This is a genomic window from Cellulomonas sp. SG140 (assembly GCF_025770785.1).
Lineage (GTDB): Bacteria > Actinomycetota > Actinomycetes > Actinomycetales > Cellulomonadaceae > Cellulomonas.
Map to the genome: position 1 here is coordinate 13,089 of NZ_JANZLA010000011.1, position 17,759 is coordinate 30,847.

Annotated in this window: 13 protein-coding genes; 6 read left to right on the plus strand and 7 right to left on the minus strand. The window is 73.2% G+C overall.

Annotation, left to right across the window (positions count from 1 at the left end; translation table 11 throughout):
• Positions 1-51: 51 nt before the first annotated feature.
• The 3 genes from N0B34_RS16625 to N0B34_RS16635 all read left to right on the plus strand — a co-directional run bounded on the left by N0B34_RS16625 (position 52) and on the right by N0B34_RS16635 (position 5,085).
• Positions 52-2,952, plus strand: a complete 2,901-nt coding sequence (locus tag N0B34_RS16625) for an FAD-binding and (Fe-S)-binding domain-containing protein (RefSeq protein WP_263732394.1) — start codon at positions 52-54, stop codon at positions 2,950-2,952.
• A 152-nt stretch (positions 2,953-3,104) separates the two neighbouring features.
• A complete protein-coding gene (locus tag N0B34_RS16630) occupies positions 3,105-3,413 on the plus strand; it encodes an MTH1187 family thiamine-binding protein (protein ID WP_263732395.1) in 309 nt (102 codons plus the stop codon).
• A gap of 217 nt (positions 3,414-3,630) precedes the next feature.
• Positions 3,631-5,085, plus strand: a complete 1,455-nt coding sequence (locus tag N0B34_RS16635; protein ID WP_263732396.1) for a hypothetical protein — start codon at positions 3,631-3,633, stop codon at positions 5,083-5,085.
• A 25-nt stretch (positions 5,086-5,110) separates the two neighbouring features.
• Here N0B34_RS16635 and N0B34_RS16640 read toward each other — a convergent pair whose 3' ends face one another.
• Genes N0B34_RS16640 through N0B34_RS16660 form a run of 5 tightly spaced genes read right to left on the minus strand, consistent with a single transcriptional unit; the run spans position 5,111 to position 8,399 of the window.
• Positions 5,111-6,073 (minus strand): alpha/beta hydrolase, encoded by a 963-nt coding sequence (locus N0B34_RS16640; protein ID WP_263732397.1) that lies wholly within the window; start codon positions 6,071-6,073, stop codon positions 5,111-5,113.
• Positions 6,070-7,038 (minus strand): zinc-binding dehydrogenase, encoded by a 969-nt coding sequence (locus tag N0B34_RS16645; RefSeq protein WP_263732398.1) that lies wholly within the window; start codon positions 7,036-7,038, stop codon positions 6,070-6,072. The genes N0B34_RS16640 and N0B34_RS16645 overlap by 4 nt, the downstream gene beginning before the upstream one ends.
• Positions 7,039-7,092: 54 nt before the next feature.
• A complete protein-coding gene (locus tag N0B34_RS16650; RefSeq protein WP_263732399.1) occupies positions 7,093-7,398 on the minus strand; it encodes a type II toxin-antitoxin system PemK/MazF family toxin in 306 nt (101 codons plus the stop codon).
• Entirely contained in the window at positions 7,398-7,631 is a 234-nt protein-coding gene (locus N0B34_RS16655) for a ribbon-helix-helix domain-containing protein (protein WP_318529999.1), read from the minus strand. The genes N0B34_RS16650 and N0B34_RS16655 overlap by 1 nt, the downstream gene beginning before the upstream one ends.
• Positions 7,632-7,667: 36 nt before the next feature.
• Positions 7,668-8,399, minus strand: a complete 732-nt coding sequence (locus tag N0B34_RS16660; protein ID WP_263732400.1) for a maleylpyruvate isomerase N-terminal domain-containing protein — start codon at positions 8,397-8,399, stop codon at positions 7,668-7,670.
• A gap of 237 nt (positions 8,400-8,636) precedes the next feature.
• Between N0B34_RS16660 and N0B34_RS16665 the strand changes: the two genes are divergently transcribed.
• Together N0B34_RS16665 and N0B34_RS16670 are read left to right on the plus strand one after the other, a co-directional pair.
• Positions 8,637-10,370 carry an ABC transporter ATP-binding protein gene (locus tag N0B34_RS16665; RefSeq protein WP_263732401.1) on the plus strand — a complete coding sequence of 578 codons (1,734 nt, stop codon included), beginning with the start codon at positions 8,637-8,639 and terminating at the stop codon, positions 10,368-10,370.
• Positions 10,367-12,352, plus strand: coding sequence for an ABC transporter ATP-binding protein (locus N0B34_RS16670; RefSeq protein ID WP_263732402.1), 1,986 nt, complete (start codon positions 10,367-10,369; stop codon positions 12,350-12,352). The genes N0B34_RS16665 and N0B34_RS16670 overlap by 4 nt, the downstream gene beginning before the upstream one ends.
• Before the next feature lie 28 nt (positions 12,353-12,380).
• On the opposite strand, the gene metX is transcribed toward N0B34_RS16670, so the two are convergent.
• Together metX and N0B34_RS16680 are read right to left on the minus strand one after the other, a co-directional pair.
• The gene (gene metX / locus N0B34_RS16675) at positions 12,381-13,613 is read right to left on the minus strand and encodes a homoserine O-acetyltransferase MetX (RefSeq protein ID WP_263732403.1); all 1,233 of its coding nucleotides are present in this window, start codon (positions 13,611-13,613) and stop codon (positions 12,381-12,383) included.
• Positions 13,614-13,617: 4 nt separating this feature from the next.
• Positions 13,618-14,937, minus strand: a complete 1,320-nt coding sequence (locus N0B34_RS16680) for a bifunctional o-acetylhomoserine/o-acetylserine sulfhydrylase (protein WP_263732404.1) — start codon at positions 14,935-14,937, stop codon at positions 13,618-13,620.
• Positions 14,938-15,339: 402 nt separating this feature from the next.
• Here N0B34_RS16680 and N0B34_RS16685 point away from each other — a divergent pair, with 402 nt between their 5' ends.
• Positions 15,340-17,625, plus strand: coding sequence for a putative bifunctional diguanylate cyclase/phosphodiesterase (locus N0B34_RS16685; RefSeq protein WP_263732405.1), 2,286 nt, complete (start codon positions 15,340-15,342; stop codon positions 17,623-17,625).
• Positions 17,626-17,759 lie beyond the last annotated feature (134 nt).

The following is a 17,759-nucleotide window of genomic DNA, read 5'->3' on the forward strand; positions in this document are numbered from 1 at the left end:
CTCAGCGGGCACGCCGTCCGTCGTCCGCCGCGCGATGCGAGACTGCCAGCCGTGGCCACCGCGACTGCGACAGACGCCCTGGTCGCCGGGCTGCGCTCGGCGGTTCGTGGCGAGATCGACGACTCCACCCGCCGCCGCGCCGAGTTCTCCACCGACGCCTCGAACTACCGCGTCGTGCCGCGCGTCGTCGTCTTCCCGCACGACGAGGACGACGCCCTCGCCGCACTGAGCGTCGCCCGCGAGCTCGGCATCCCGGTCACGTCCCGAGGCGCCGGCACCTCGGTGGCGGGCAACGCGATCGGCCCCGGCGTGGTGCTCGACTGGTCGCGCCACGTCAACCGGGTGCTCGAGCTGGACCGGGAGGCCCGCACGGCCCGCATCCAGCCGGGCACCATCATGGCGACGCTGCAGCGAGAGGCGGCCCCGCACGGCCTCCGGTTCGGTCCCGACCCGTCGACGTGGACCCGCGCCACGCTCGGCGGCATGATCGGCAACAACGCCTGCGGCCCGCATGCCGTCGCGTACGGCCGGACCAGCGACAACGTGATCAGCCTCGACGTGGTGGACGGCACGGGTCGGCGGTTCACCGCCGGCGCCGGTGCCGGTGCGTTGGACGTGGTCGCCGGCCTCGATGCCCTTGTCCGAGCCAACTTGTCCACGATCCGCACCGAGCTCGGCCGGTTCGGCCGGCAGGTGTCCGGCTACTCGCTGGAGCACCTGCTGCCGGAGCGCGGCACCGACCTGGCCAAGGCGCTGGTCGGCACCGAGGGGACCGTGGTGACGGTGCTCGGCGCGACCGTCCGCCTCGTCCCGATGGCCGCCCAGCCGGTGCTCGTAGTCCTCGGCTATCCGGACATGGCGGTGGCGGCCGACGACGTCCCGGCGCTGCTGGCCCACGCCCCGCTGGCGATCGAGGGGATGGATGCCCGGCTGGTCGACGTGGTGCGCCGGGTCCGTGGTGCCGCGGCCGTACCGGACCTGCCGGAGGGCGGCGGCTGGCTGTTCGTCGAGGTGGGCGGCGAGACGCTCGACGAGGCGCTGTCGACGGCTCGTGCGCTCGCGGCCGATGCCGCCACCGACGCCGTCGGCCTGTTCCCACCTGGTCCCGAGGCGACCGCCATGTGGCGGATCCGCGCCGACGGTGCCGGCCTGGGCGGTCGGACGGCCTCTGGTGCACAGGCGTGGCCCGGTTTCGAGGACTCCGCGGTGCCGCCCGAGCACCTCGGCACCTACCTGCGAGAGCTGTCCGCGCTGATGCAGCGGCACGACGTGGACGGCATGGCCTACGGCCACTTCGGCGACGGCTGCGTGCACCTGCGCCTGGACATGCCCTTGGAGGACTCGGGCGCCCCGCTGCGCTCCTTCATGGAGGACGCCGCCGCCCTGGTGGCGTCCCACGGCGGGTCCCTGTCCGGCGAGCACGGCGACGGCCGCGCCCGCTCCGAGCTGCTGCCGGTGATGTACTCGCAGGACGTCATCGGCCTGTTCGAGCAGTTCAAGGCCCTGCTCGACCCGAAGGACCTGCTCAACCCCGGCGTGCTGGTCCGCCCCCGGCCCATCGACGCCGACCTGCGTCGCCCCGCGGCGCACCGGCTGGGTGCTGTCGGCTTCTCGTTCGCGCACGACGACGGCGACCTGACCACAGCCGTGCACCGCTGCGTCGGCGTCGGCAAGTGCCGGGCGGACAACACGGCGGCCGGCGACTTCATGTGCCCCAGCTACCAGGCAACGCACGACGAGAAGGACACCACCCGCGGCCGTGCCCGCGTGCTGCAGGAGCTCGCGAACGGCCGGCTCGTCTCCCGCGGCTGGTCGGCACCGGAGGTCCGTGAGTCGCTCGACCTGTGCCTGGCGTGCAAGGCGTGCTCGTCCGACTGCCCGGCTGGGGTCGACATGGCCCAGTACAAGTCCGAGGTGCTGCACCGGACCTACCGGCACAGGCTGCGCCCCGTGTCGCACTACGTGCTCGGCTGGCTACCCCGCTGGACGCGGCTGGTGACCACCGTCCCCGGCGTGTCCTCCCTGGTCAACGCGGCGCTGCGGATCCGGCCGCTGGCCCGCACCGTCCTGCGCGCCGGCGGTATGGACCCCCGCCGCCAGATGGTGACCTTCGCCGACCGGCCGTTCCGGGCCTGGGCCCGTGCCGAGGGCCGCGACCAGGTGGTCGTCGCCGGCACGCCTCCGCCGGCCGAGCGGGCGGCCCGTCGTCCGCCCGTCCTGCTGTGGACCGACTCGTTCAGCGACTCGCTCGCCCCCGACGTCCCGCGCGCGGCGGTCGCGGTGCTGCGCGCCGCCGGCTACGAGGTGATCGTCCCGGACCACGACGCCTGCTGCGGCCTCACGTGGATCACCACCGGCCAGCTCGACGGCGCCAAGGACCGGTTGCGTCACCTCCTCGGAGTGCTGGCGCCGTTCGCGGTCAACGGCATCCCGATCGTGGGTCTGGAGCCGAGCTGCACCGCGGTGCTGCGCTCCGACCTGCAGGACCTGCTTCCCGACGACCCCCGCGCCGCCGCCGTCGCCCGGTCCACCCACACGCTGGCCGAGCTGCTCACGGCACCAGCGCCGATCGGTCCGGGCGACCGCTGGACGGTGCCGGACCTCTCCGACGTCACGGCCGTGGTGCAGCCGCACTGCCACCACCACGCGGTGATGACGTGGACGGCCGACCGCACCCTGCTGCGCGACGCCGGTGCCCAGTTCTCCGAGCTCGCCGGGTGCTGCGGCCTGGCGGGCAACTTCGGCATGGAGGCCGGCCACTACGACGTCTCCGTCGCGGTCGCGGAGCACGCCCTGCTGCCGGCCCTGCGCGCCGCCGCCCCCGGCGACGTGTACCTGGCCGACGGCTTCTCGTGCCGCACCCAGGCCGACCACCTCGCCGGTGTCCAGGGCGTCCACCTCGCCCAGCTCCTCGCGTCCCACCTCCCCACGAGCGCCCCCGCCGACGCCTGACCCCACCACCCCGCGGTGCTCGGCGCCGCGGGAGGTGCCGAGCCGCGTGGCGATTCGGCCGGCGGGACCCGACTCGGTCATGCGGCAGCCGCGGGTTCTCGGCACTCCGGCGGTGGGTGGACGGGGGCGGATCGGCGGGGGAGGGTGGGCACATGCTCGTCGCCTTCTCCGTCTCCCCGATGGACACCGGGGACTCCGTGTCGCACGCCGTGGCCGAGGCCGTCCGGGTGGTCCGCGAGTCGGGGCTGCCCAACCGGACCGACTCGATGTTCACCACCATCGAAGGGGAGTGGGACGAGGTGATGGACGTGGTGAAGCGCGCGACGGAGGCCGCCGGCCGCGGGGCCGGCCGCGTGGCGCTGGTGCTGAAGGCCGACATCCGGCCGGGCCACAGCGGCGAGATCGACGGCAAGGTGGCGCGCGTGGAGCGGCTGCTCGGCGAGTCTGGCACCCCGGCCTGACGCGCGGTGGGTGCGGCTGCTCGGCGAACGGGGCACCGCGGGCTGACGGAGGGGTCGCCTCCGCCTGACGCGAGACCCGCTCGTGAGGACCCCTCCGGGCGGGCGGCCGGCGGCTGAGATTCGCTCGGACGGAGCAGCGTCGCGCCGCGGCTGGGACAGGGTGCTGTGGGATCCTTGGCCGACGCCGTGGCGGACGGTGAGAAGGGCCCCGGGGGCGATGCCGATCTTCGAGATGGACGACGGGCGCGCGCGCCTGCTGCAGCCGATGCAGCCACTGGCGTCCTCGTTCGTCACCGAGCTGCGGGGTCTGCTCAACGAGCACCTGCCGGTCGTCGTCGGCGAACCCCTGTTCCGCGTGCGGTCCCGTGCCGTGCTGCCCGAGCACGCCGACGGGCCCGAGCTCCTGGCGCTGGACGCGGCCGGCAACCCCGTGCTGGTCGAGGCGATGCAGGTGGTGGACGACGACGCCCTGGTCACGCTGCTCCGGCACGCCGGCACCGCGGCACGGCTCACTGCCGGCGACCTCGCCCGGGCGTACCACGCCGACCCCACCCGGTTCACGGTCGACTACGCGGGCTTCCGCGAGCAGGTCTCGTTCCACCCCTCCACCACCGACCGCCCGCACGTGCGCGTGGTGCTGCTGTGCGCGGAGGTCGCCGCCGAGACGGCCGATGCGCTCGGCGCGCTGCGAGCGGCCGACGCCCGCATCACCGTGCTGCAGGTCGGTGTGATGCGCGGCTCCGACGACCGCCGCCTGCTGGACGTGTCCCCGCTGGCGCTGCACGAGCGGGACCGTCGGCCCGTCGAGCCGACGGCGCTGCGCCTGGTCCGTGCGGCGGTCGGCGGGGTGCCGGACGAGCGGCTCGGGGTCGGCGGCGAGTGGTCGGCGCCGGTCCGGGAGGACCGGGTGTCCACCGCACCGATCCCCACCCCGCACGAGACGCCGCTGCCGGCCGAGACCACGGTTCCCGCCCAGACCGCGTCGCCCGCCGAGACGTCGCTCCCGACGCCGCCGCTGCCGGCGGAGACGTCGCTCCCGACGGCGCCGTCGGTGCCGCCACGCGTGACGTCCCACCGGGCACCGGCGGACCCCACCAGCATCGACCTGTCCTTCCCCACCGATCCGGTGCTGCCGTACGCCGGCGCTCCGGCTCCGGCCCCCGTTCCGGCTCCGGCCCCTGTTCCGTCACCGTCGGCCGGTGCGACGACGTCGTCCCCTGCACCGTCCGGTCTCGCCACCGCAGGCGCCGCACCGGCCGGTCGCGAGCGGCCCGCACCCCCGACGTATGCGCCCGTGGAACCACCCGCACCGCGCCTCGAGGCGCCGCCGGAGTTCCTGCCGGCTGGCGGCGACGCACGGCCGTCCGCCGCGGCGTCGGCGTCGCGCGGCGCCGAGCTGCCCGACCGGCAGTGGCCCGTGCCCGAGCTGACCAGCCTGGCCAAGCGTCGGCAGGCGGTGACGCTGCTGGTGTGGGTGCGTGAGCGGCGTGGGCAGCGGTTCGAGGCGATGCTGCGCGCCGACGGGTTGATCCAGCTGCCCGACGGGTCCGTGTTCGCCGACCCGGACGCCGCGGCAGCGCGCGCTGCCGGCGTTGACGGGTTGGTGGACGGGTGGCGTGCCTGGCGCCTCGGTGTCGGTGGCCCCACGCTGGCCGACGCCGCCGGTCGCTGAGGTCGCCGGTCGCTGAGGGTCTCGGTCAGGACCAGCCGTAGGCCGCGAGCCAGCGGTCGATCTCGGCGTAGAACCGGGCCCGGACCGGTGGTGCGGACAGCGTGAGGTCGTGCAGCCCGTCGGGGATGCGGACGACGGTCACCACCGGACCGAGCTGCACCGCTCGACGCGCGACCAGCTCGACGTCCAGCACCACGTCCGACCTCCGCATGTCCTCGCTCCAGCGCGGGCTGATCACCGTGCGGGCCGAGGCGAGCGTGAGGATCGGCGCCGGGATGTGCAGCCCGCGTGCGACTGCGGCGTGGCCGACGATGATCGCGTTCAGCCACCCGGCACGGACCGGGAACGACGGCACCGGCCGCCAGGTGTCGTCGTACTCCCACTCGCCGTCGGGTGCCCGCAGCGTCCGGGCGTAGTAGCCGGGGTCGATGCTCGGCAGGGGCGTCTTCGGCTGGTACCGCGCGAGGCGGCCGATCGCGGGTGCCGAGATGTGCCGCACCACGGACGACCCCTGCAGCTCCAGCCAGGGGCTGTTCAGCACCAGCCCGGCCAGCGCCTCGGGATGCCGCTCGGCCCACAGTGCCGCGACCAGACCGCCGGTCGAGTGCGCCATCACCATGATCCGCGCCGCGTCCCCGTGGTCGGCGCGCAGCACGGCGAGGGCCGTCTCGAGGTCCTCGTCGTACACCCGCAGGTCGTCGACGTAGCCCGGCGTCTGGTGCTCGCGCAGCGACCGGCCGTACTTGCGCAGGTCGAGGGCGTAGAACGCGGCGCCGGTCGCGTGCCAGAACCGCGCGAGCTCCGTCTGGAAGAAGTAGTCGGACCAGCCGTGCAGGTAGAGCACCACGCGGGACGGGCGCACCGGCTCCTCGGTGGGCGGCGCGTAGCGGACGAGCGTGGCGACCACGTCGCCCTCGTCGTCCGGCGTCAGGTGCAGCGTGCGCGCCTCGAACCCGTCGCCCAGGACGTCGGGGAGCCAGCGGCTCACGGGGTCACGACGATCTTGCCGAACTGACCCCCGCCCGCCAGCCGTGCCAGCGCGTCCGCCGCCTGGGTCAGCGGGTACGTGCGGTCGATCACCGGGCGGACGCCGGTGCGGGCGCAGAACGCCGCGAGCCGGGCCAGCTCGTCACGCGAGCCCATGGTCGCGCCGATCACGGAGATCTCCTGGAAGAACAACCGGTTGATGTCCATCCGGGCGGGCTCGCCGGTGGTGGCCCCGACGACCACCACCGTGCCGCCCGGCTTGACCGACCGCATCGTGTGGGCCCACGTCGCCGCGCCGACCGTCTCGAGCACCAGGTCCACCCGACCGATCCGCGCGCCCGTCTCCACCGCCTCGGCGGCACCGAGCTGTAGCGCACGCTCCCGCTTGCCGGCGTCCCGGCTGGTGACCACCATCTCCAGCCCGGCGGCGGCGCCGATCACGACGGCCGCCGTCGCCACCCCGCCGCCCGCGCCCTGCACCAGCACCCGCTGACCCGGCGTCGCACCGCCGCTGCGGAACAGCGACCGGTAGGCCGTGAGGTACGCCGTCGGCAGGCAGGCGGCGTGCTCCCACGACAGCTCGGCCGGCCTGTCCACGAGGTTGGCCGTCGGGACGAGCACCTGCTCGGCGAGCGTGCCCTGGTAGCGCTCGGACAGCAGGCTGCGCGGCTCGTCGGCCGGCACCGCCTGGCCGGTGGGCGCGCCGGCGCCGCCGATCACGCCGTGCACGATCACCTCGCGCCCGTCGGGTGTGGTCCCGGCGGCGTCGGTGCCGAGGATCATCGGCAGCCGATCGGCCGGGAGCCCCACGCCGCGCAGCGACCACAGGTCGTGGTGGTTCAGCGACGCGGCCTTGACGGTCACCACGGTCCAGCCGTCCCGCGGCTGCGGGTCGGGACGCTCACCGACCTCGAGGGTGCCCAGCGGGTGGTCGGCGTCGGACCGGGCGGCGTACGCGGCGAGCATGGGTGTCACCGTAGTGACTGCCGGGGTGGTGACCGGTCGGACGCGGGCCGGCGGTCAGCGTTCCTCGAGGTCGTAGGCCAGCATCAGGGCGCGGGTCAGCTCGCGCTCCTGAGCGGGTAGGAGGTACCCGACGACCCGGCCCAGCGCCTCGACCGGCACGGTCACGACGTTGTCACAGCTCACCACGCACTCGTGGTCGATGCCGTTCGCCGGTCCCAGGCGGACCTCCGTCGACAGGCCGCGGATCGTCGTCGTCACAGGGGCGACCGTCACGTGCTTGAGGTGTGGCCGGACCAGCTCTCGTGTGAGGACGAGGACGGGGCGCCGCTTGTCCAGCGTGGCGAGGTGGATCGGGCGCATCAGTCGAGGGTCGTGTGGTGCGCGCCCACCCAGCCGATGAGGGCGTCGAGGTCGTCGTCGGCAGCGCCGCCGGCCAGGATCGCGATGTCCCGCTCCGCCAGCACGCGGCGGAGCTCTCGCTCGAGCGCGCGCTCGACGACGGACGCCCTGCTCCGCTCGTGTCCTCCGGCGACCAGGGAGTCCACCGCCGAGACGAGCTCGTCCGGAAGGCGCACGGTGATCTGAACCGTCATCCCGCCACGGTATCGCGAACGGGATTCACCCCGGGTTCACAGCAGGGGCAGCATCCGGCCGAGGTCGGGGACCGCGTCGGAGGCGAACCGGGGGTGCAGCGCGCGGGCGAGCGCGTCGACGTCGTAGGGCACCCGTCCGGCGGCGAGCCGCAGCCAGAGCCGCGCGTCCGCGACCTCGAGGTCCCAGCCGCCGCGCGCGACGACGATGGCGAGCAGCTCGTCGGCCACCAGGCGCAGGGCCTCCGGGTCGACCGGGTCCGGCGCCGCGTCGGCGCCGCGCACGCGCCGAACCGAGCGGAGCAGGTCGTCGGCGTGCACGACGAGCTCGAGGATGCGGGAGACCAGCATGGTGCTCAGCAGCACCGGCGCCCGGCGACCCTGCACGACGATGTCCTCGGGACCCAGCGCCTGCGCCTCGTGCAGCGCCGCGGTGGCCCGGGCGTCGGCCCACACCAGCGGCGCGTCCTCGATCTGCCGGGCGATGATCCGGGCGGTCTCGGCGATGTCCTCCGCGCGGTCGGGGTAGCCGCCGAGGTACTCCGCGAACGTGGCCGGCACGGTGCCGGTGTCCGCCGGGACGCAGATCGCCAGGGCGTCCATGGCGCGTGCGAGGTGCGCGACGAGCTCCGCGACGGTCCAGCCGGGCAGCACCGACGGCTCCCCCCGGACGTCGTCGCCGACGGCGTCGCCGACCCACGCTCGGACGCGGTCCCACTGGCGGGCCAACGTGTCGGTGAGCAGGGCGATCTCGGTGGCGGGCAGCGGCATGCCCTCATGCTGCAGTCGACGGGCGAGGACCGCTCGCCGGGTCCGCCGACTGGGCAGATGTCCAGCACGGGTCCAGCTCGGGTCCGGCACGGCGGTCACGCCCAGGGCATAAGGGCTTGCGGTCGTGTCAGTGGGGTGTGGAACGCTGACGGCGAGCGTGAACGGGGGTCTCGCTGCCGGGGTCCCCGCCTGCCCGTGGACACCTCGACCAGCCCACCGTTTCCCCTGGAGACACCCGTGCTCGCACGACTGCTGTGGCGCTACCTGCGCCCGTACCGACCGCTGCTCGCGGGTGTGCTGGTGTTCCAGCTGGCCTCCGCGCTGGCGATGCTCTACCTGCCCAGCCTCAACGCCGACGTGATCGACAAGGGCGTGGCCGCGGGCGACACCGGCTACATCTGGCGCACCGGCGGCTTCATGCTCGCGGTGTCGCTGGCCCAGATCCTGGCCGCGATCATCGCGACGTACCTCGCGGCGCGCGCGTCGATGCAGCTGGGGCGGGACATCCGTGACGAGGTCTACCACCAGGTCAGCGGCTTCTCCGAGCGCGAGATCTCGCAGTTCGGCGCCGGCTCGCTGATCACGCGCAACACCAACGACGTCCAGCAGGTGCAGATGCTGGCGATGATGGGCTCGACGATGCTGGTCAGCGCCCCGCTGCTGGCGATCGGCGGGATCGTGATGGCCCTGCGGCAGGACGTCGGGCTGTCCTGGATCATCGCGGTCGCCGTGCCCGCGCTGCTGATCATCGCCGGGCTGGTGATCAGCCGGATGGTGCCGCTGTTCCGGTCCTACCAGCTGAAGCTCGACGCGGTGAACCGCATCATGCGCGAGCAGCTGACCGGCGTGCGGGTGGTCCGGGCCTTCGTCCGGGAGACCATCGAGGCGGAGCGGTTCCGGCTGGCGAACACCGACATCATGGTGGTCGGCCGCAAGATCGGCTCCCTGTTCGTCGCACTGTTCCCGCTGGTCATGCTCGTGCTGAACGTCACCGTGATCGGCGTCATCTGGTTCGGCGGCATCAAGGTGAACGAGGGGCAGGTGCAGATCGGCACCCTGCTGGCGTTCATGCAGTACGTCGGTCAGATCCTCATGGGGGTGCTGATGGCGTCCTTCATGACGGTGATGCTGCCGCGCGCCGCCGTGTCCGCCGAGCGGATCAGCGAGGTGCTGGCCAGCCGGTCGACGCTGACCGAGGCGGCCGAGCCGGTGCACCTGCTGCCCACCCCGGGCGAGGTGACGTTCACCGACGTGACGTTCTCCTACCCCGAGGCCGAGCACGCGGTGCTGTCCGGCATCTCGTTCACCGCCCGCCCCGGGCAGACCGTCGCCCTGATCGGCTCGACCGGTGCCGGCAAGACGACGCTGGTGTCGCTGATCCCGCGCCTGTTCGACGCGACGGGCGGCACCGTGCGGGTCGGCGGTGTCGACGTCCGGGACGCCCACATGGAGACGCTCTGGTCGCAGATCGGCCTGGTGCCGCAGCGGCCCTTCCTGTTCGCGGGGACCGTGGCGTCGAATCTCCGTCTCGGCCGCGACGACGCGACGGACGCCGAGCTGTGGAAGGCGTTGGAGATCGCGCAGGCGAGCGACTTCGTCGCGCAGATGGACGGCGGCCTCGACGCCCGCATCGCGCAGGGCGGCACCAACGTGTCCGGCGGTCAGCGGCAGCGGCTCGCCATCGCGCGGGCGATCGTGCGCCGGCCGGCCGTGCTGATCTTCGACGACTCGTTCTCGGCGCTGGACCTCGCCACCGACGCACGCCTGCGGCAGGCGCTGTGGCGCGAGCTGCCCGAGGTGACCAAGATCGTCGTCGCCCAGCGCGTCTCCACGGTGACGGACGCCGACGCGATCCTCGTGCTCGAGGACGGGCACATCGCCGGTGCGGGCACCCACACCGAGCTGCTCGCCACCAACCAGACCTACCGCGAGATCGCGGAGTCCCAGCTCGCTGTGGGGGCCGGCGCATGAGCAACCAGACCTTGACCGAGGACGAGAAGCTCGAGATCGAGCTCGGTGAGCAGGCCCGGCTCGCGTCCGACACGTTCGGCGCCGCCGTCGCGCCGGGCAAGGCGGACCACTTCAAGGAGTCCTTCACCCGCATGCTGGGGCTGCTGGCCCCGTACAAGCTGGCTCTGGTCGCCGTCACGCTGATGGGCGCGGCCGGCGTGGTGCTGACCGTGCTCGCGCCGCGGGTGCTGGGCCGGGCGACGGACGTGGTGTTCACCGGCTTCGTGTCCCGGCTGCTGCCGCCCGGGATGACGCAGGCCCAGGCGGTGGCGGGTCTGCACGCGCAGGGTCAGGACCGGCTGGCCGCGATGGTGGCGGCGATGGACCACCTGGTGCCCGGCGCCGGCGTCGACTTCGACCGGCTCGGTCGGCTGCTGCTGACGGTGCTGGCGCTGTACCTCGCCGGTGCGCTGCTGACCTGGGGCCAGGGCTTCGTCATCAACGTGGTGATGGTCCGGGCGATGTGGCGGCTGCGCGAGCAGGTCGAGGAGAAGATCAGCCGGTTGCCGCTGGCGTACTTCGACCGCGTGCAGCGCGGCGAGCTGATCTCCCGCGTCACCAACGACATCGACAACATCACGCAGACCATGCAGCAGTCGCTGTCCGGCGCGCTGACCTCGGTGCTGACCGTGATCGGCGTGCTGGTCATGATGTTCTCGATCAGCTGGAAGCTGGCGCTGGTCGCCCTGGTGTCCCTGCCGTTGATGGGCGTGATCTTCGGGATCATCGGCCCGAAATCGCAGAAGGCGTTCGGCATCCAGTGGCGCAAGGTGGGCCGCCTCAACGCCCGCGTCGAGGAGTCGTTCTCCGGGCACGCGCTGGTCAAGGTGTTCGGCCGCCGCGCCGAGTTCCAGCAGCGGTTCCGTGCGGAGAACGAGGAGCTGTACCAGGCGTCGTTCAGCGCGCAGTTCCTCTCCGGGATCATCTGGCCGGGGATGTCGTTCGTCGGCAACCTGACGTACGTCGGCATCGCGGTGCTGGGCGGGCTGATGGTGGCCAACGGGTCGATGCGGCTGGGCAGCGTGCAGGCGTTCATCCAATACGCCCAGATGTTCAGCCAGCCGCTGTCCCAGCTCGGCGGCATGGCCGCGGTGGTGCAGTCGGGCACGGCCTCCGCCGAGCGCGTGTTCCAGCTGCTCGACGAGGACGAGCAGAGCCCCGACACCGTCCCCGCGCCGGCACCGGCGGACGGTGACGGCACCATCGAGTTCGAGCACGTGCACTTCTCCTACAGCCCCGACCAGCCGCTGATCGAGGACCTGTCGTTCACCGTGCACCCGGGCCAGACGGTCGCCATCGTCGGCCCGACCGGTGCCGGCAAGACGACGCTGGTGAACCTGCTGATGCGGTTCTACGAGCTGGACGGCGGCCGCATCCTGGTGAACGGCCAGGACATCGCCACGCTGACCAGGCACGACGCCCGTGCCCGCACCGGCATGGTGCTGCAGGACCCGTGGCTGTTCGCGGGCACCATCACCGAGAACATCCGGTACGGGCGGCAGTCCGCCACGGACGAGGAGGTGCTGGAGGCCGCGCGGGCCACCTACGTCGACCGGTTCGTGCACTCGCTGCCGCACGGGTACGACACGGTGCTCGAGGAGGATGCCGCCAACCTGTCCGCCGGGGAGAAGCAGCTGCTCACCATCGCCCGCGCGTTCGTCGCGCAGCCCTCCGTGCTCATCCTCGACGAGGCGACCTCCTCGGTGGACACCCGCACCGAGCGGCTGCTGCAGCGGGCGATGGCGACCCTGCGGGAGGGTCGGACGTCGTTCGTCATCGCCCACCGGTTGTCCACCATCCGCGACGCCGACCTGATCCTGGTGATGGAGCACGGCGCGATCGTCGAGCAGGGCACGCACGATGAGCTGATCACCGCGATGGGTGCGTACTACCGGCTGTACCAGTCGCAGTTCGCGGGGGCGGCGGTGGAGGCCGACGCCTGACCCTCAGCGACGACGTCCGCGTCGAGCGTCAGCGGACGCGGACGTCGTCGCCGAGGAAGTCCGCGACCAGCGCGCCGACCTGGCCCTCCTCGATGAGGAACCCGTCGTGCCCGTACTCGGAGCGGACGTAGCGCACGGGGCCCGCCCCGCGGATCCCGGCGGCGATCCGCTCGGACTGCGCCGGCGTGAACAGCCGGTCGGAGTCGACGGCCACCACCAGGGCACGCGCCGTCACGCCGGCCAGCGCCGCCTCGACCCCGCCGCGGTCGCGGCCCAGGTCGTGGGTGATCATCGTGCGGGTCAGCGTCACGTAGGTGTTCGCGTCGAACCGCCGCGCCAGCTTGTCGCCGTGGTGGTCGAGGTACGACTGCACCGCGAACCGCCCGCCCTCGAGCGGCTCCTCACCGCCCTGCGGGATCCGCCCGAACCGCTCGTCGAGCTCCCGTGCCGACCGGTAGGTCTGGTGCGCGATCTGCCGGGCGATGCCCAGGCCGACGTGCGGGCCGGCGCCGTCGGGCGCGTCGTAGTAGTCGCCGCCGCGGTACCCGGGGTCCGCAGTGATCGCCGCGAGCTGGGTGTGGAACCCGGCGATCTGGTCGCCGGAGGTCTGGGCGCACGTGGCGATCGCCGCGACGGCCGCCACGCGCTCGCGCGCGGACACGGCCCACTCGAGCGCACGGTGACCGCCCATGGAGCCGCCGATCACCAGCGCCCACTGGTCGATGCCGAGCAGGTCGGCGAGCCGCACCTCGGCAGCCACCTGGTCACGCACGGTGAGCAGCGGGAACCGGCTGCCCCACGGCCGCCCGTCCGGCGCGAGCGAGGCCGGACCCGTGGAGCCCTGGCACCCACCCAGCACGTTGGGCGCGACGACGAAGTACCGGTCGGTGTCGATCGGCGCACCGGGTCCGATCAGGGAGGACCACCAGCCCTCGGTCGGGTGACCGGGGCCGGCCGGACCGGTGACGTGGGAGTCGCCGGTCAGCGCGTGCAGCACCAGCACCGCGTTGTCGCCCGACGGCGACAGGGTGCCCCACGTCTCGTAGGCGAGCCGGACGGCCGGCAGCCGGCCACCGGACTCGAGCGCGAACGGCCCGAGGTCGGCAAACCGGCGGTTGCCCACCGGGTCACCCTCGCGCCAGGCGGCCGTCGCGCGCACCGGCGGCCGCAGCGCCGGGGGGATGCGGCTGGTGGACGACGCCCGCCCGCCCGCCGACCGGTGGGCACGGTCGGCGGACGGGCGAGGCGTGTCGGCACACATGGGGTCAGGCGCCCTTCGCCGCGCGGAAGCCTGCCTCGAGGTCGGCCAGGATGTCGTCGATGTGCTCGATGCCGACGGCGAGCCGGACCAGGCCGGGCGTGACACCGGACAGCGCCTGCTCCTCGGGCGTGAGCTGGCTGTGCGTCGTCGACGCCGGGTGGATCACCAGCGACCGGACGTCGCCGATGTTCGCCACGTTCGAGTGCAGCTCGAGCGCCGAGACGAACGCCTTGCCGGCCTCCGCACCGCCCGCGATCTCGAACGCCAGCACCGCACCGGCACCGCGCGGCGCGTACTTCAGCTGGTTCGCGTGCCACGGGGAGGACTCGAGCCCGGCGTAGTGCACGCCCAGCACGTCCTCACGGGCCTCCAGCCACTCGGCGACCTTCTGGGCGTTGGCGACGTGCCGCTCGACGCGCAGCGACAGCGTCTCGATGCCCTGCGCGATGAGGAACGCGTTGAACGGGCTGACCGCCGAGCCGAGGTCGCGCAGCAGCTGCACGCGGGCCTTGAGGATGTAGGAGAGGTTGACGCCGAACGCGCCCCCGACGCCGAGGTCCCGCGCGAACACCAGGCCGTTGTAGGACGGGTCCGGGGTGTTGTAGTTCGGGAAGCGGTCGGGGTGCTGCGCGTAGTCGAAAGACCCGCCGTCGACGATCACGCCGCCGATCGCCGAGCCGTGCCCCCCCAGGTACTTGGTGGCCGAGTGCACGACGACGTCGGCGCCCCACTGCAGCGGGTTGATCAGGTACGGCGTGCCGACCGTGTTGTCCACGATCAGCGGGACGCCGTACTCGTGGGCCACCCCGGCCACCGTCTCGATGTCCAGCACGTCGGACTTCGGGTTGGGGATCGTCTCGGCGTAGAACAGCTTGGTGTTGGGCCGGATGGCCGCGCGCCACGACTCCGGGTCGTGCGGGTCGTCGACGAACGTCGTCTCGATGCCCAGCTTGGCCAGCGTGTAGTGCAGCAGGTTGTACGTGCCGCCGTACAGCGACGGGCTGGCCACCACGTGGTCACCGGCCTCGGCGACGTTGAGGATGGCGAACGTCTCGGCGGCCTGCCCGGAGGCGACCAGCAGGGCGCCGACACCGCCCTCGAGGCTGGCGACGCGGTTCTCCACGACCTCCTGCGTCGGGTTGCCGATGCGGGTGTAGATCGGGCCGAGCTCCTTGAGCGCGAACCGGTCGGCGGCCTGCTGCGCCGAGTCGAACACGTAGGACGTGGTCTGGTAGATCGGCAGGGCGCGGGCGCCCGTCGCCGGGTCCGGCACCTGGCCGGCGTGGATCTGGCGGGTCTCGAAGCTCCAGCTCTCGTTGCTCATCGTCGTGCTCGCTCCTGGTCTTGGTCCTGGGTGGACGGGCTGGGTGGACCCGGGACAGGAGTGCAGCCGACGACCGTCCCGGAGGTGTTGCTCGGGGGTGTGGCGCACGTGCGAGCCGAAGCTCAGGCGGGGGAGCGTCCCTGGGAGGGGCGCGACCGGCCCGCGGGCACAGCCGAACGTGCGCTGGTCAGCGACACATTCGGCGGGACATGGCTGGGAGCCTACGGTCTCTGTCCCGGCCCGTGGAACCGACGTCTCACCATTCGGACGGCACCTGTCCACGAACGGCTGCGGCGACTCGTCGGCCGCGCTCTCGCGTCGATCGGGTGAACTCCGTCCCCGCGGGCGAACCTCACCTGGACAACCGTTCATCTGGTTGCCCGTGAGACCGATCTTCTAGACGTGGACCGGTGGTGGAAGGGCTACCTGCTGGTCGTCGCAGCGTTGGCGACGGCCTGGGTCCTCGTGCCGTCCGTGCTCGCCCAGGACGTGCTCTACCAGGCGATCGGCCTCCTCTCGGTGGCGGCCGTCGTGCTCGGCGCCGTCCGGCGGCAGACCCGCTGCCACCGTGCGTGGTACCTCCTCGCGCTGGGACAGCTGATGCTGGTCCTCGGCGACGGGATGTACGCCTGGTACCAGGACGTCCAGAACATCAACCCGTTCCCGTCGCCGGCCGACGCGGTGTACCTGTCGGCGTACCCGGTGCTGGCGGCCTCCCTGGTGATGCTCACGCGGTGCCGTCGGACCGGCTGGGACCGCGGTGGCTGGGTCGACTCCGGTGTGGTCGTGGTCAGCCTCGGCCTGATCGCCTGGGTGGTCGTCGGCGCGCCCACCCTCGCCGAGCAGGGGCCGACGTTCCCCGCCCTGCTGTCGTTGGCGTACCCGGCCTGCGACCTGCTGCTGCTCGCCGTCGCGTCGCGGCTGTTCGTCGGCGCCGGCGCGCGGCCCACCGCGTTCCGGCTGCTGTTCTGCTCGTTGGCGGCGCTGATGAGCGCCGACGTGGTCTACACGCTGCTCGGCTCGGTGTCGAACCGCTGGCTGGACGCGACCTGGCTCACCTCCTACGTGCTGGCCGGCGCGGCCGCGATGCACCGCTCCGCCGGCGCGGTCTCGGAGCCGTCCGTGGAGACCAGGACGATGTCGACCCGCCGGGTGGTGGGCCTGCTCGGCGCGCTGCTCGTCGCCCCGGGCATCGAGGGCGTGGAGCACCTGATGGGCCGGGAGCTCGACACCTGGCCGCTGATCGCCGGCTACGCCGTGCTGACCACGCTGGCGGTCGCGCGGCTGCAGCTGGCGCTGGTCGAGGCGAGGGCGGCGGCGGCCGAGCGCGCCGTGGTCCTGGACCGGCTGGCGCACGAGGCGACGCACGACGCGCTGACCGGCGCGATGAACCGGGCGAGCACGCTCGCCGAGGTGGAGAAGGCGCTGGCCGACGTGCGTCCGGGTGCGCCCGTCGGGCTGCTGTACGTGGACCTGGACCACTTCAAGCAGGTGAACGACACGTTCGGCCACGTGGTGGGCGACGAGGTGCTGCGCTCCGTGGTGGCGCGGATCCGCGAGGTGGTGCGGCCCGAGGACGTCGTCGGCCGGATCGGTGGCGACGAGATCGTCGTGCTGGTGCGGGCCGTGCCGTCCCAGCGCGCCCTGGTCGACATGGCCAGCCGCATCGTCGCCGCGGTGGAGCGGCCGCTCCGGCTCGAGGGTCAGCCGCAGGCGCTGTGGCTGTCCGCCTCCGTCGGCGTCGCCTTCTCGCACGAGGGGATGGTCGATCCGGACGACCTCGTCCGGGAGGCCGACGCCGGGGCGTACCAGGCGAAGGCGGAGGGCCGGGCGCGGGTCCAGGTGTTCGGCGAGGAGCTGCGCAAGGAGCTGACCGAGCGTGCCGACGCGGAGGCGGCCGTCCGGCACGCCCTGGTCGCCGGCGAGCTGGTGATGCACTACCAGCCGCTGCTGGAGCTGAGCACCGGCTCGGTGGTCGGCTACGAGGCGCTGGCACGGTGGCAGCGGCCGGGCCACGGCCTGCTCCCGCCGAGCGAGTTCATCCCGCTGGCCGAGAAGAGCTCGCTGATCTGCGACATCGGGCGGTGGGCGCTGTACGAGGCGATGGCGCAGGCCGCGGCGTGGGACCGCGAGGGCCGCCCGCACGTGCACATGTCGGTGAACGTGTCCGGGCGGCACCTGATGTCCGCGGTGATCGTCGACGACGTGGTCGGCGCGTGCGTCGCCGCGGGGGTGGCGCCCGAGCGGCTCGTCCTGGAGGTGACGGAGACCGTCCCGCTGAGCTCGCCGGTGATGCAGGCCCAGCTGACGACGCTGCGCCGGCTCGGGGTCGGGATCCACATCGACGACTTCGGCACCGGGTACACCTCGATCGGCCAGCTGCGGAACCTGCCGGCCTCCGCGCTGAAGATCGACCGGAGCCTGATCGCGCTGGACGACGTCGGCAGCCGCGAGCTGGTCGCGCTCGCGGTGCACGCCGCGCACAGTGCAGGCCTCCAGGTGGTCGCCGAGGGCGTGGAGACGGCGGCCCAGATGGTGGCGCTGCGGGCGATGGGCTGCGACCTGGCCCAGGGCTTCCACATCGCCCGTCCGGCACCCGCGGACGAGGTCTCCGTCAGCCTGGGGGCCCGGTACCGCACCGAGCTGGAACCGGCGGTGTCCGATCCGTCCCGAACCACACCTGTGTGACTTCTGATGCCCGTGTGACAGATGTTCACTTCTGGGATCTGCGCAGGTAGCGTGCGTGACGCACCCCCGGAATGAGCACCGGTGCGCGGCCGCGCGGCCGCCACCAGATCGAGGCGAGACAGCTCGTGACACCC